Origin of the sequence: Streptococcus mitis, assembly GCF_047459985.1 — a bacterium.
GTDB lineage: Bacteria > Bacillota > Bacilli > Lactobacillales > Streptococcaceae > Streptococcus > Streptococcus mitis_DZ.
Genome location: NZ_JASHHD010000001.1, coordinates 98679 through 112964, shown reverse-complemented (window position 1 = coordinate 112964; position 14286 = coordinate 98679). Strand labels below are relative to the sequence as shown.

Annotated in this window: 10 protein-coding genes; all 10 read left to right on the top strand. The window is 40.9% G+C overall.

The genetic code is table 11. The annotated features are described in order from the left end of the window. The first annotated feature begins 77 nt into the window (after positions 1-77). The 10 genes from QM959_RS00505 to mltG all read left to right on the top strand — a co-directional run bounded on the left by QM959_RS00505 (position 78) and on the right by mltG (position 14249). Positions 78-1703, top strand: coding sequence for a putative polysaccharide biosynthesis protein (locus QM959_RS00505; protein ID WP_414370700.1), 1626 nt, complete (start codon positions 78-80; stop codon positions 1701-1703). A gap of 191 nt (positions 1704-1894) precedes the next feature. Next, the gene (locus tag QM959_RS00500; protein WP_414370698.1) at positions 1895-3853 is read left to right on the top strand and encodes a peptide ABC transporter substrate-binding protein; all 1959 of its coding nucleotides are present in this window, start codon (positions 1895-1897) and stop codon (positions 3851-3853) included. A gap of 141 nt (positions 3854-3994) precedes the next feature. Next, positions 3995-5089: a cystathionine gamma-synthase gene (locus tag QM959_RS00495; RefSeq protein ID WP_414370696.1), complete on the top strand. Its 1095-nt coding sequence runs from the start codon at positions 3995-3997 to the stop codon at positions 5087-5089. Positions 5090-5096: 7 nt separating this feature from the next. Beyond that, entirely contained in the window at positions 5097-6263 is a 1167-nt protein-coding gene (locus QM959_RS00490) for a MalY/PatB family protein (RefSeq protein ID WP_414370694.1), read from the top strand. Between the two features lie 92 nt (positions 6264-6355). Further along, positions 6356-9454 (top strand): DEAD/DEAH box helicase, encoded by a 3099-nt coding sequence (locus QM959_RS00485; RefSeq protein ID WP_414370692.1) that lies wholly within the window; start codon positions 6356-6358, stop codon positions 9452-9454. A 47-nt stretch (positions 9455-9501) separates the two neighbouring features. Continuing rightward, on the top strand, positions 9502-10119 hold the full coding sequence (locus tag QM959_RS00480; protein WP_414370690.1) for a cystathionine gamma-synthase: 618 nt from the start codon (positions 9502-9504) through the stop codon (positions 10117-10119). A gap of 10 nt (positions 10120-10129) precedes the next feature. Then, positions 10130-11464 (top strand): UDP-N-acetylmuramate--L-alanine ligase, encoded by a 1335-nt coding sequence (murC, locus tag QM959_RS00475; protein WP_414370688.1) that lies wholly within the window; start codon positions 10130-10132, stop codon positions 11462-11464. A gap of 9 nt (positions 11465-11473) precedes the next feature. After that, a complete protein-coding gene (locus QM959_RS00470) occupies positions 11474-11929 on the top strand; it encodes a GNAT family N-acetyltransferase (protein ID WP_414370686.1) in 456 nt (151 codons plus the stop codon). Further along, the gene (locus QM959_RS00465) at positions 11926-12420 is read left to right on the top strand and encodes a GNAT family N-acetyltransferase (RefSeq protein WP_414370684.1); all 495 of its coding nucleotides are present in this window, start codon (positions 11926-11928) and stop codon (positions 12418-12420) included. The genes QM959_RS00470 and QM959_RS00465 overlap by 4 nt, the downstream gene beginning before the upstream one ends. A gap of 80 nt (positions 12421-12500) precedes the next feature. Continuing rightward, positions 12501-14249, top strand: a complete 1749-nt coding sequence (mltG, locus tag QM959_RS00460; RefSeq protein WP_414370682.1) for an endolytic transglycosylase MltG — start codon at positions 12501-12503, stop codon at positions 14247-14249. Positions 14250-14286: the final 37 nt, after the last annotated feature.

The window sequence follows — 14286 nt, the reverse complement described above, 5'->3', positions numbered from 1 at the left end:
TTTACAAGTAACAAGGAAAAGTTTATAATGGAAGATGAGGAACTTTTTCCTAGTTATCAAAATTGAATGAGGAATCTATGTCGCACGAAAACAATCATCAGCAGGCCCAGATGTTACGGGGGACTGCTTGGCTAACGGCTAGTAACTTTATCAGTCGCCTACTTGGGGCTATTTATATTATCCCTTGGTATATCTGGATGGGATCTTATGCAGCTACGGCCAATGGTCTCTTTACCATGGGCTACAATATCTATGCCTGGTTCTTGCTGATTTCAACAGCGGGGATTCCAGTTGCAGTGGCCAAGCAAGTGGCCAAGTACAATACCATGCGAGAAGAAGAGCATAGCTTTGCCCTGATTCGGAGCTTTTTAGGCTTTATGACGGGATTAGGTCTGGTCTTTGCTCTAGTCTTGTATGTCTTTGCTCCTTGGCTAGCAGACTTATCGGGTGTGGGGCAAGACCTGATCCCAATCATGCAGAGCTTGGCTTGGGCAGTCTTGATTTTTCCATCTATGAGTGTTATCCGTGGATTTTTCCAAGGAATGAATAATCTCAAACCCTATGCTATGAGTCAAATTGCTGAACAAGTTATCCGAGTAATTTGGATGCTCTTAGCGACTTTTATCATCATGAAACTCGGTTCGAAAGATTATCTATCAGCAGTTACCCAATCGACCTTTGCGGCCTTTGTGGGAATGGTAGCTAGTTTTGCAGTCTTGATCTATTTCCTTTACAAAGAAGGAATGCTTCAAAAAGTTTTTGAAACTCGAGATAAGATTGATAGTAAGGGTCTCTTGATTGATACCATTAAGGAAGCTATTCCTTTTATCTTGACTGGTTCTGCCATTCAGCTTTTCCAAATCTTGGACCAAAATACCTTTATCAATAGCATGAAGTGGTTTACCAACTATAGTAATGAAGACTTGATTGTCATGTTTTCTTATTTCTCTGCCAATCCTAATAAAATCACTATGATTCTCATTTCGGTTGGAGTTTCGATTGGTAGTGTTGGTCTGCCTCTCTTGACGGAGAACTATGTCAAGGGGGATTTGCCAGCAGCTGCTCGTTTGGTGCAAGATAGTATCACCATGCTCTTCCTATTCTTACTTCCAGCAACTGTTGGAGTAGTCATGGTTGGTGAACCTCTCTATACAGTCTTTTATGGTAAGCCAGATAGCTTGGCGATGGGCTTGTTTGTCTTTGCAGTCTTACAGTCAACCATTCTTGGTTTGTATATGGTCTTGTCCCCTATGCTTCAAGCCATGTTTAGAAATCGCAAGGCAGTTCTTTACTTTGTCTATGGATCCATTGCCAAGCTAGTCTTGCAACTTCCAACCATTGCTCTGTTCCACAGTTACGGACCTTTGATTTCCACAACCATTGGTCTCATTATTCCTAATGTTTTGATGTATCGGGACATTTGTAAAGTAACTGGTGTTAAGCGCAAGGTGATTTTGAAGCGAACCATTTTAATCAGTTTGTTAACTTTTGTTATGTTCATCATTGTAGGAACTATCCAGTGGATACTTGGATTTGTCTTCCAACCAAGTGGACGTTTGTGGAGTTTTCTATACGTAGCTCTTGTCGGTGCCATGGGTGTAGGTGTTTATGGAGTGATGAGTCTCCGTACCCATTTGTTGGATAAGGTGATTGGAAAAGCCCAAGCAGATCGCTTACGAATCAAATTAAAAATTTCTCAATAAATTTTTATAAATAAAGGGAATAATTTGAACGTTTCTATCAAGGAATGATTAAATTATTCTCTTTTTTATTATTTTGTAGAATAATTTCTATAGTTTGTAGATGGAATAATTAATTTTTTCAAAAAAACTATTGACTAAATAAAACACGAGTTGTATAATAAGACAAATATTTAAATCAGGAGGTTCTGGAGATGAAAAAGTCTAAGGCCAAGTATGCAACGCTTGCAGGTGTCGTGTTAAGTGCAGGTATTTTATTAAGTGCCTGTGGAAATTCTAGTACAGCGTCAAAAACATATAACTATGTTTACGTAAGTGACCCATCAAGTTTGAACTATCTAGCAGAAAATCGTGCAACAACCAATGATATTGTGACCAATCTGGTAGATGGTCTCATGGAAAATGACCAGTATGGGAACTATATCCCATCCTTGGCAGAGGATTGGAGTGTTTCTCAAGATGGTTTGACCTATACCTACAAACTGCGTAAAGATGCTAAATGGTACACTGCAGATGGGGAAGAATACGCACCTGTAACCGCCCAAGATTTTGTCACTGGTTTGAAATATGCGGCTGATAAAAAATCAGAAGCCTTGTACTTAGTGCAAGAATCCGTTGCTGGTTTAGATGACTATATCACTGGTAAAACAATAGACTTTTCAACTGTCGGAGTTAAGGCTCTCGATGACCAGACAGTTCAATATACCTTGACACGACCAGAATCTTACTGGAACTCAAAAACAACATCAACTATTCTCTTCCCAGTCAATGCAGATTTCTTGAAATCAAAAGGGGATGATTTTGGTAAGGTAGACCCATCTAGCATTTTGTATAATGGACCTTTCTTGATGAAATCCTTTGTTTCAAAATCTGTTATCGAATTCAAGAAAAATCCGAACTACTGGGATGCTAAAAATGTCTTTGTAGATGATGTGAAATTGGCTTATTATGATGGTAGTGATCAAGATGCACTGGCTCGTAACTATGTAGAGGGAGCCTATAGTTACGCTCGTCTCTATCCAAATAGTTCAAGTTTTGAAGGAATTAAAGAGAAGAATAAGGATAATATCATCTATAGCTTGCAAGATGCTACTTCTTACTTCTTAAACTTTAACCTGGATAGAAAATCTTATAAATTCACTTCAAAAACAAGTGATGCTGAAAAGAAATCGACTCAGGAAGCGGTTCTTAATAAAAACTTCCGTCAAGCCATTAACTTTGCCTATGATCGTACAGCTTACGGAGCTCAATCTCAGGGAGAAGATGGGGCAACTAAGATTTTGCGTAACTTGGTTGTTCCTCCAAACTTCGTAAGTATCAATGGAAAAGACTTTGGTGAAGTAGTAGCCTCTAAGATGGTGAATTATGGTAAAGAATGGCAAGGAATCAACTTTGCAGATGCCCAGGATCCATACTACAATCCAGAAAAAGCTAAGGCTAAATTTGCAGAAGCTAAGAAAGAACTCCAAGCCAAAGGAGTCCAATTCCCTATCCACTTGGATATGACAGTTGACCAAGCTGCTAAAAAGGGTGTCCAAGAGGCAAATTCTATGAAGCAATCTATTGAAGCAGCCTTGGGTGCAGAGAACGTTGTAATTGATATTCAACAACTCACTACTGAAGATTATGACAATACAAGCTATTTGGCTCAGACCGCAGCTCAGAAGGATTATGATCTTTACAACGGTGGTTGGGGTCCTGATTACCAAGATCCTTCAACCTACCTTGATGTCTTAAACATTAATTCTGGTGGTTTGTTGCAAAATCTAGGTTTAGAGCCAGGTGAAGCCAATGACAAGGCCAAGGCTGTTGGACTGGATGTCTACACTCAAATGTTGGAGGAAGCTAATAAGGAACAAGATCTTGTAAAACGCTATGAAAAGTATGCTGAGATCCAAGCGTGGTTGGTAGATAGCGCTTTAGCAATTCCAAATGTTTCTAAGGGCGGAACACCAGTATTGAGAAAAACAGTTCCTTTCTCAGAACCATATTCATTAGCTGGTAATAAAGGTATTGAATCATATAAATACCTCAAAGTACAAGATAAGACAGTCACAAAAGACGAATATGAAAAAGCCAAAGAAAAATGGCTGAAAGAAAAAGAAGAATCTAATAAAAAAGCTCAAGAAGAATTGGCAAAACACGTCAAATAAGAATTTTTCCAGCAAAACGATGGTTTCGAAAGAAGCTGTCGTTTTTTATATAGTTTGAAACTATAACTAGCTCTTGAAAAGAAGAAAATGAGTTGATGAAAATAAGTGGTACAATAGTTACTATAGATTTGGAGGAATTGTATGAGCAAGGAATTACACATTAACACAATTTTGGCCCAGGCGGGCATTAAGTCAGATGAAGCGACAGGAGCTTTGGTGACACCGCTTCATTTTTCAACGACCTATCAGCATCCAGAGTTTGGTCAGTCTACTGGATTTGACTATACGCGCACCAAAAACCCAACTCGCAGTAAGGCGGAAGAAGTCTTGGCGGCTATTGAGTCAGCAGACTATGCCCTAGCGACTAGCTCAGGGATGTCAGCTATTGTACTGGCCTTTAGCGTCTTTCCAGTAGGAAGTAAGGTCTTGGCTGTCCGTGACCTTTACGGAGGTTCTTTCCGCTGGTTCAACCAAGTGGAACAGGAAGGCCGTTTCCATTTCACCTATACCAATACAGAAGAAGAGTTGATTGTCGAGTTAGAGAAGGAAGTGGATGTTCTCTATATCGAAACACCAACTAACCCTTTGATGTTGGAATTTGATATCGAAAAACTAGCAAAATTGGCTCATGCTAAGGGTGCCAAAGTGGTGGTGGACAATACATTCTATAGCCCTATCTACCAACGTCCAATTGAAGATGGAGCAGATATCGTTCTTCATTCAGCAACCAAGTATCTAGCAGGCCACAATGATGTCTTGGCTGGTGTGGTTGTAACTAATAGTTTAGAACTATACGAGAAGCTCTTCTACAATCTCAATACGACAGGGGCAGTCTTATCACCGTTTGACAGCTATCAATTGATTCGTGGTCTAAAGACCTTGTCTCTTCGTATGGCGCGCTCCACAGCCAACGCCCAAGAAGTGGTTGCCTTTTTGAAGGATTCTCCAGCAGTTAAAGAAGTTCTCTACACTGGGCGTGGAGGGATGATTTCCTTTAAAGTAGCAGATGAAAAACGCATTCCTCATATTTTGAACAGCCTCAAGGTCTTCTCTTTTGCGGAAAGTTTGGGTGGGGTGGAAAGTCTCATTACTTATCCAACGACTCAAACTCATGCTGATATTCCAGCAGAAGTGCGCCATTCTTATGGTTTGACAGATGACCTTTTGCGCTTGTCAATTGGGATTGAAGATGCTAGAGATTTGATTGCAGATTTGCGCCAAGCATTGGAAGGATAAGATAAAGATGGGAAAATATGATTTTACAAGTCTGCCCAATCGCTTAGGGCATCATACCTATAAATGGAAAGAGGCGGAAACGGATAGTGAAATCCTGCCAGCTTGGATAGCGGATATGGACTTTGTAGTCTTGCCTGAAATCCGTCAAGCCGTGCAGACTTACGCTGATCAATTGGTCTATGGCTATACTTATGCAAGTGAAGAGTTAATTAAGGAAGTTCAAAAGTGGGAAGCTACACAACACGGTTATCACTTTGACAAAGAAGCTCTTGTCTTTATCGAGGGTGTGGTGCCAGCCATCTCAACAGCTATTCAAGCCTTCACAAAAGAAGGCGAAGCTGTTTTGATTAACACGCCTGTCTATCCACCTTTTGCTCGCAGTGTCAAGTTGAACAATCGTAGATTGATTACTAATTCTTTGGTGGAAAAGGATGGTCTGTTTGAGATTGACTTTGACCAACTGGAGAAGGATTTGGTGGAAGAGGATGTCAAACTTTATATCCTCTGCAACCCTCACAATCCTGGTGGACGTGTGTGGGAAAAGGAAGTGTTGGAGAAGATTGGTCAACTCTGCCAAAAACACGGTGTTTTGCTAGTTTCAGATGAGATTCACCAAGATTTGGTCCTCTTTGGTTACAAACACCAGTCTTTCAATACCATTAATCCTGCCTTCAAAGATTTTGCGATCGTCTTGAGCAGTGCTACTAAAACTTTTAATATTGCTGGGACAAAAAATTCTTATGCAGTCATTGAAAATCCTAAGTTGAGAGTGGCTTACCAGAAACGCCAGTTAGCCAATAACCAGCATGAAATTTCAGGCTTGGGTTATTTGGCGACAGAAGCTGCCTATCGCTATGGGAAGGATTGGCTAGAGGAACTCAAGCAAGTATTTGAAGACCATATCAATTATGTGGTGGAACTATTTGGAAAAGAGACTAAAATCAAGGTTATGAAACCGCAAGGAACCTACTTGATTTGGCTTGATTTTTCAGCCTATGACCTGACTGATGAAACATTGCAAGAGCTGTTGAGAAATGAAGCCAAGGTTATCCTTAACCGTGGTTTGGATTTTGGGGAGGAAGGAAGTCTTCATGCCCGCCTCAATGTAGCCATGCCTAAATCTCTACTGCAAGAAGTTTGTCAGCGGATTGTGACGACTTTTGCCAAACTTTAAAAATCAAGCCTTCTAGGAGAAAAGTCTTTCTAGAAGGCTATTTTCATAGGGGAAGATATGGTATAATAAAAAGATAAGGTAAAGGTAGAAATATGGCTAAATTGATTCCGGGGAAAGTTCGTATCGAAGGCGTTGCCCTTTATGAAACTGGTAAAGTTGACATCATCAAGGAAAAGAACAATCGGCTCTATGCTCGCGTTGCAGAAGAAGAACTGCGCTATAGTCTAGAGGATGATTTGGTTTTTTGTGCTTGCGATTTTTTCCAAAAGAGGGGCTACTGTGTGCACTTGGCGGCGCTGGAGCATTTTCTAAAAAATGATGAGCGTGGCCAAGAAATCTTGCAGAGTCTGGAAGAAGGTTATGAAGAAAAAGAAGCCGTTGAAACCAAGGTGACCTTGGGTGGCAAATTTTTGGACCGAATCTTGTCTCCAAAATCAGACCGCTCCTATGAGTTGTCGGCTGTGGGACAAGTGGAAGCAGGAACTAATCATATCTTGTGGACTCTTAGAATCGGGCAAATCAATAGTCAAAAATACTATGTCATTCGGGATATTCCACTCTTTTTAAAAGTTGTCGAGAAGAGAAAGCCTTATATGATTGGAAAAACTTATGAGGAGTCTCTGTCTTGGGAATCCTTTGATGAGGCAAGTCAAGAGCTTCTGACTTTCTTGCGCGGACTAATGGAGGAAGGAACGACTCCAGACCTCTTTTTCCAAAATCAAGGTCGGCATCTCTTTTTCCCTCTGACTTTTTTTGAGCAGGGTGTGAATTTATTGATGACCTTGCCCCATTTTCAATTTGACCATCAAGTAGATAGTTACCAAACCCTGCTCTTTCAGGATATGCATGCGGATGACAATCTATTTGCCTTTATAGTAACAGAATACTCGGATTATTTTGAAATGGAAATCAGTGAGAGTCCGAGGGTCAATGCCTTTTATCAGGGAGTTGTGCTTTTCCATAAAGGACAGTTTTATTTTCTAACAGACCAGCAGATGCGTCTTCTCAAGGAAATCAAAGCCTTGCCTTTGGATCAACACGGAAAGAAATACTTGCAATTTGATAGCAGTGACCGAGATAAGTTAGCTTCCTGTCTAATGCTCTTTGGCCAGATGGGCACCGTTTCAGCTCCAGAACGCTTACAAATCAAAACTTTTGTGCCCTCTTTTTACTTTGACAGGGAAGAGGATAATCGGATTCGTTTAGAAATTCAGTTTGATTATGGAAATAGACAGGTATCTAGCCTACAAGAGTTAGAAGAATTACCATTTTCGAGTGATGCTGACTTAGAAGAAAAAGTTTTCCAAGTCTGTTTGGCTGCGGGCTTTGAAGCGGACTTTCAATCTTGGCGTCAGGCCTTAAAAGCGGAGTCTCTCTATCATTTCTTCTATGAAATCATTCCAGTCTTTGAAAAACTCGGGCATGTTGACCTATCAGATAAGTTAGAAGAGCTTTATAGCCTAGCAAGCCCTCAAGTGCAGATTGCTTCCAAGGGAGGTCTCTTGGAAATCCAGTTTGATTTTCAAGATATTGCACAAGAGGAAATTGACCAAGCCATGCAGGCCTTGGTTGCCAATCAAGATTTTTACATTGATTCGTCCAATCAAGTTTACTTTTTCGATGAAGAAACCAAGAAAATTCGCCAAAATTTACAGGAACTAGGGCAATTTGAGTTAAAAGATGGTGCCTTGCAGGCTCGAAAATCTTTGGCTTATAGTTTAGCTCATCTTTTTGAAGGGCGAGACCGTGTTTCTTTTTCACAAGAATTTCAGAATCTGGCCCACGACTTGACGCATCCAGAGGACTTTCCTTTGCAAGCAACTCAGGTCAAGGCTGACTTGCGAGATTATCAGGAAAAGGGAATCGGCTGGCTACAAATGCTCCATCATTATGGTTTTGGTGGGATTTTGGCTGATGATATGGGACTTGGTAAAACCCTGCAGACCATTGCTTTTTTGACCAGTCAAGTGACAAAAGAAAGTCGGGTTTTGATTCTGGCTCCGTCAGGTTTGATTTACAACTGGGCAGATGAGTTTCAGAAATTTGCCCCACAGTTGGATGTGGCTGTTGTTCATGGTTTGAAAGCTAATCGTGAAGAGATTCTTGCCGAGAGCCATCAAATCTATGTGACGAGCTATGCCACCTTCCGTCAGGATAGTGAGCTTTATCAGGGGATGTCCTTTGACTTCCTTTTCTTAGATGAGGCTCAGGTCATGAAAAATGCCCAGACCAAGATTGCCCAGACCTTGAGACAGTTTGTGGTGCCGGCAGTCTTTGCCTTATCAGGGACTCCTATTGAAAACCATCTGGGTGAGCTGTGGTCTATTTTCCAAATCGTCATGCCTGGGCTTTTGCCAAGCAAGAAAGAATTTATGAAATTGCCAGCAGAGCGAGTGGCTCAGTTTATCAAGCCTTTCGTTATGCGGCGCAAGAAAGAAGAAGTTCTGACTGAATTGCCAGACTTGATTGAAGTAGTTTATAAGAATGAACTAGAAGACCAGCAAAAGGCTATCTATCTAGCTCAGTTGCAACAGATGCGGGACCGTCTGGCTCAAGTGTCAGATCAGGAATTTCAGCGAAGTCGTGTGGAGATCTTATCTGGTTTAATGCGCTTGCGTCAAATCTGTGACACCCCTGCCCTCTTTATGGAAGATTATCAGGGAGCCAGTGGGAAACTGGATAGTCTTCGAGACCTACTGGTCCAGGTGGCAGACGGCGGACACCGTGTCTTGATTTTCTCGCAGTTCAAGGGAATGTTGGAGAAAATTGAACAAGAATTGCCAGACTTGGGATTGACATCCTTTAAAATTACGGGTTCAACCCCAGCCAAGGAAAGACAAGAGATGACCAAGGCCTTTAACCAAGGGGAAAGAGATGCCTTTCTGATTTCCCTTAAGGCTGGTGGTGTCGGTCTGAACCTGACAGGTGCTGATACAGTCATCTTGGTTGACCTTTGGTGGAATCCTGCGGTGGAAGCGCAAGCCATTGGCCGTGCCCATCGGATGGGTCAGGAAGAAACGGTTGAGGTTTATCGCTTGGTGACCAAGGGAACCATTGAAGAAAAAATTCAGGAACTCCAAGAGCAAAAGAAACATCTGGTGTCACAAGTATTGGACGGTACAGAGTCACGTGCCAGTCTGACCCTAGCAGAAATTAGAGAAATTTTAGGAATTTCTGAAGCCAGCACTTGAAAAATCAAGACAATACGCTATAATGAAGTGTTGAAAGGAAATAGAAAATGAAACAAGAACGATTTCCATTGGTGTCAGATGACGAGGTCATGTTGACTGAGATGCCGGTTATGGATCTCTATGATGAATCTGATTTTATCAGTAATATCAAGGGTGAGTATCGAGATAAAAATTATTTAGAATGGGCTCCTATTACTGAAGAAAAACCAGTCAAACAGATTGAAAAACCAGTAGAGAAGCTTAAAAAGGCCCCTTTAGGTGTTAAAAAAGAAGGAAAGAGCTATGCGGAGCAGGCGCGTGAAGAAGCGCGTGCGGATTTGAAAAAGAAACGCTCAGCAAATTATCTGACCAAGGATATTACTCCTACAAGACGCCATTCTCAGCCAAGTCTGGTTAGACAGGGCAATCAACCTACCGCGCCTTTCCAAAAGGAAAATCCTGGTGAATTTGTCAAATATAGTCAAAAATTGACCCAGTCTCATTACATCTTGGCGGAAGAAGTGAGCTATATTTCGACTCAAGCTGAGTCAAAAGAAACTTCAGGCCCAAAGAAAAACAACTATGATTTTCTAAAGAAGAGCCAAATCTACAATAAAAAGAATCAACAAACAGAACAAGAACGTCGGGTTGCCCAAGAGTTGAATCTGACAAGAATTACGGAATAGGGGAGAAAAGATGTCAAAGACATATCATTTTATCGGAATTAAGGGATCAGGGATGAGTGCCTTGGCCTTGATGTTGCACCAAATGGGGCATAAGGTACAGGGTTCAGATGTTGAAAAGTACTACTTTACTCAACGTGGTCTTGAGCAGGCAGGAATTACCATTCTTCCTTTTGATGAAAAGAATCTAGACGGAGATATGGAAATTATCGCTGGGAATGCCTTTCGTCCAGATAACAACGTCGAAATTGCCTACGCGGACCAAAATGGCATCAGCTACAAACGTTACCATGAGTTCCTAGGTAGCTTTATGAGTGACTTTGTCAGCATGGGAGTAGCTGGAGCGCATGGAAAAACTTCAACTACAGGTATGTTGTCTCATGTCTTGTCGCACATCACAGATACTAGCTTCTTGATTGGAGATGGGACAGGTCGCGGTTCAGCCAATGCCAAATATTTTGTCTTTGAATCTGACGAATATGAGCGTCACTTCATGCCTTACCATCCAGAATACTCTATTATCACCAACATTGACTTTGACCATCCAGACTATTTCACAAGTCTTGAGGATGTCTTCAATGCCTTTAACGACTATGCTAAACAAATTACCAAGGGTCTCTTTGTCTACGGTGAGGATGCTGAATTGCGTAAAATTACATCTGATGCTCCGATTTATTATTATGGTTTTGAAGCAGAAGGCAATGACTTTGTAGCTAGCGATCTTCTTCGTTCAACAACTGGTTCAACCTTCACAGTTCACTTCCGTGGACAAGAGTTGGGGCAATTCCACATTCCAACCTTTGGTCGTCACAATATCATGAATGCGACAGCTGTTATTGGTCTTCTTTACACAGCAGGATTTGATTTGAACTTGGTGCGTGAACACTTGAAAACATTTGCAGGTGTTAAGCGTCGTTTCACTGAGAAAATTGTCAATGATACGGTGATTATCGATGACTTTGCCCACCATCCAACAGAAATCATTGCAACCTTGGATGCGGCTCGTCAGAAATACCCAAGCAAGGAAATTGTAGCAGTATTCCAACCGCATACTTTTACAAGAACCATTGCCTTGTTGGACGAATTTGCCCACGCTTTGAATCAAGCAGATGCAGTTTATCTAGCCCAAATCTATGGATCTGCTCGTGAAGTGGACCATGGTGATGTCAAAGTAGAAGATCTAGCTAATAAAATCAACAAGAAACACCAAGTGATCACTGTTGAAATTGTTTCTCCACTCCTAGACCATGACAATGCTGTTTACGTCTTTATGGGAGCAGGAGATATCCAAACCTATGAGTATTCATTTGAACGTCTCTTGTCTAATTTGACAAGCAATGTTCAATAGGATCTTCCCATGGAAATTCCAATTAAGATTATTCAGGCAAGTAAGTCTGATTTGGCTGAGATAGAGGCACTTCAGGCTTCATCTTTTCCAGCTGAAAAGCAACTTACTTCCCATATTTTAGAAGAAAGTATCCGTAAGTGTGCGGATACCTTTCTTCTAGCTAGGGATGAAAATCAGCTTCTGGGCTATATTATAAGTAGTCCTCAGTCACGCGACCCGCAATGTCTAGAAATACATTCTTTAGTTATTGATGCTGACCATCAGAGACAGGGCTTTGGCACGCTTCTTCTTGCGGCTTTGAAAGAGGTGGCAGTTGAGTTGGATTACAAAGGTATTCGTTTGAAGAGTCCTGATGAGCTGCTTTCCTATTTTGAGATGAACGATTTTATTGATGAAGAAGAGTATGTAGCTAGTCAAGGTTTTAGTATGATTTGGTTTAATCCCTTTTATCTGGAGGCACAATGAAAATCAGGAAAGCAAGATTAGAAGATTTGGATCGGATTGTCGAGATTGAACTAGAGAATTTCTCTATAGAAGAAGCCATTCCTCGCTCTGTTTTTGAGGCGCATTTGCGAGAAATTCAGACCTCTTTTCTGGTTGCAGAAAAAGAGGGTAGAATCATGGGTTATATCGAAGGACCAATTGGACCTCACCGCCATCTGCAAGACCAGTCTTTTACAGAAGAGATAGAAGATTATAGTTATGAGCCTGGTGGTTATATCTCTGTGACCTGTCTTTCTATTGCCAAGGAGGCACAGGGTCTCGGACTGGGTCAGAAATTACTAAGAGCCTTGAAAGAACTGACTCTTGAAGATGAGAGAGATGGCATTAACCTAACCTGTCATGACTATCTCATCGCCTATTATGAAAAGCATGGATTTGTCAATGAAGGCCAGTCCCAGTCAACCTTTGCAGGAGAAATCTGGTATGATATGGTCTGGGAAGCTAAAAAATAGGCAAGGTAAGGCATCATAGGTTGCTTTTCCTAAACTTTTAAGATATAATATTATGGATTGTCAACGAGGAGGATAAACTTTTGAGTGAAAAGCCAAGAGAAGACGAAGAATTAAGCTTTAAAGAGCAGATTTTACGTGATTTAGAGAGAGTAAAAAAACATGAAGAAGATCAGGAGGAAGTTAATTTAGCTTCAATAAAACCCCAACTTTCTTCTAAAAATGACCAGTCAATAGAAGATTTGATGGAAGATTCTCTATCAGCTGTAGAGGAGATTATGAGAAACGCTCCTACCGTGCCTACTCATCCAAGTCAAGATTTACCAGCTTCTCCAGCAGATGAGATTAAAAGAGAAACTCTTACTGTTCCAAGCCATCCAAGTCAAGATGTGCCTTCATCTCCCGCAGAAGAAGCTGTAAGACAAGCCCCACTTGCTCCTAGTCATCCGAGTCAAGAAGGACCTTCTGCTCCATCAGCTGAGGGAGTATCAAGACCAGGACCTGTTAGTCCTAGAAACGTAGAAAAAGAATTTAATGAAATCCCAACGAGGGTAGCTGTTTCTTATAAGACAGAAGGGCAGAAAGAAGTAGTAAAAAGAGAAGTTCCTACTTCACAACCAGTAGTGGAAAAGAAAGCTGTAGAAGAAATGCCTGCAACTCCACGTCGTAGCCGTCGTGAGACAGTTCAGCCTACTAAGAAGAAAAAATCAGGATTCAAGGCCTTCTTTATTTCTCTACTAATTTTCCTAGGCTTGATTTCAGCAGGTGGTTATTTCGGTTATCAGTATGTTCAGTCATCTTTACAGCCTGTGGATGCTTCATCTAAACAATATGTGACAGTGCAAATCCCAGAAGGAGCCAATGTTCAAACAATCGGTAAGACACTTGAAAATGCTGGTTTGATTAAACACGGAGTAATTTTTGCTTTTTATGCGAAATATAAAAATTATTCAGATTTGAAGTCTGGCTATTACAATTTGCAAAAGAGCATGAGTACAGAAGATATCATCCATGAATTGCAAAAGGGTGGTACAGCTGAAGCACAAGAACCTGTACTAGCCAGCTTGACGATTCCAGAAGGCTACACGATTGATCAAATTGCCCAAGCGGTAGGTCAATTGCAAGGTAACTTTAAAGAGCCTTTGACTGCGGATGCTTTCCTAGCAAAAGTTCAAGATGATAACTTTATCAGCCAAGCAGTTGCCAAATATCCTAGTCTACTTGAAAGCTTGCCTACAAAGGAAAGTGGAGTTCGTTACCGTTTGGAAGGTTTCCTTTTCCCAGCTACTTACTCTATCAAGGAAAGCACAACTGTTGAAAGCTTGATTGATGAGATGTTGGCAGCTATGGATAAAACTTTGGCACCTCATTATAGTGCGATCAAGTCTAAAAATTTGACAGTTAATGAATTGTTGACAATCGCTTCACTCGTAGAAAAAGAAGGTGCTAAGACTGACGATCGTAAGTTGATTGCAGGTGTATTCTACAATCGTTTGAATCTTGGCATGCCACTTCAAAGCAATATTGCTATCTTGTATGCTCAAGGAAAACTTGGTCAGAAGATTAGTCTTGCTGATGATGCTGGAATTGATACAAATATTGATTCACCTTTTAATGTCTATACTCGTCTGGGTCTTATGCCTGGGCCAGTTGATAGTCCAAGTCTTGATGCTATTGAAGCTAGTGTTAACCAAACAAAGAGTGAATACTTGTACTTTGTAGCCAATGTTGAAGATGGAAAAGTTTACTTTGCAACAACCAAAGATGAACATGATCAAAATGTTGCACAGCATATCAACAGCAAATTATCCCAATCAAGTAGTGCAAACTAAAATTATGTGATACTTCACATAATTTTCTTTAGAGAAT

Coding starts and splice junctions, on each gene's coding strand:
- QM959_RS00505 (WP_414370700.1), top strand. CDS start 78: ATGTCGCACGAAAACAATCATCAGCAGGCCCAGATGTTACGGGGGACT.
- QM959_RS00500 (WP_414370698.1), top strand. CDS start 1,895: ATGAAAAAGTCTAAGGCCAAGTATGCAACGCTTGCAGGTGTCGTGTTA.
- QM959_RS00495 (WP_414370696.1), top strand. CDS start 3,995: ATGAGCAAGGAATTACACATTAACACAATTTTGGCCCAGGCGGGCATT.
- QM959_RS00490 (WP_414370694.1), top strand. CDS start 5,097: ATGGGAAAATATGATTTTACAAGTCTGCCCAATCGCTTAGGGCATCAT.
- QM959_RS00485 (WP_414370692.1), top strand. CDS start 6,356: ATGGCTAAATTGATTCCGGGGAAAGTTCGTATCGAAGGCGTTGCCCTT.
- QM959_RS00480 (WP_414370690.1), top strand. CDS start 9,502: ATGAAACAAGAACGATTTCCATTGGTGTCAGATGACGAGGTCATGTTG.
- murC (WP_414370688.1), top strand. CDS start 10,130: ATGTCAAAGACATATCATTTTATCGGAATTAAGGGATCAGGGATGAGT.
- QM959_RS00470 (WP_414370686.1), top strand. CDS start 11,474: ATGGAAATTCCAATTAAGATTATTCAGGCAAGTAAGTCTGATTTGGCT.
- QM959_RS00465 (WP_414370684.1), top strand. CDS start 11,926: ATGAAAATCAGGAAAGCAAGATTAGAAGATTTGGATCGGATTGTCGAG.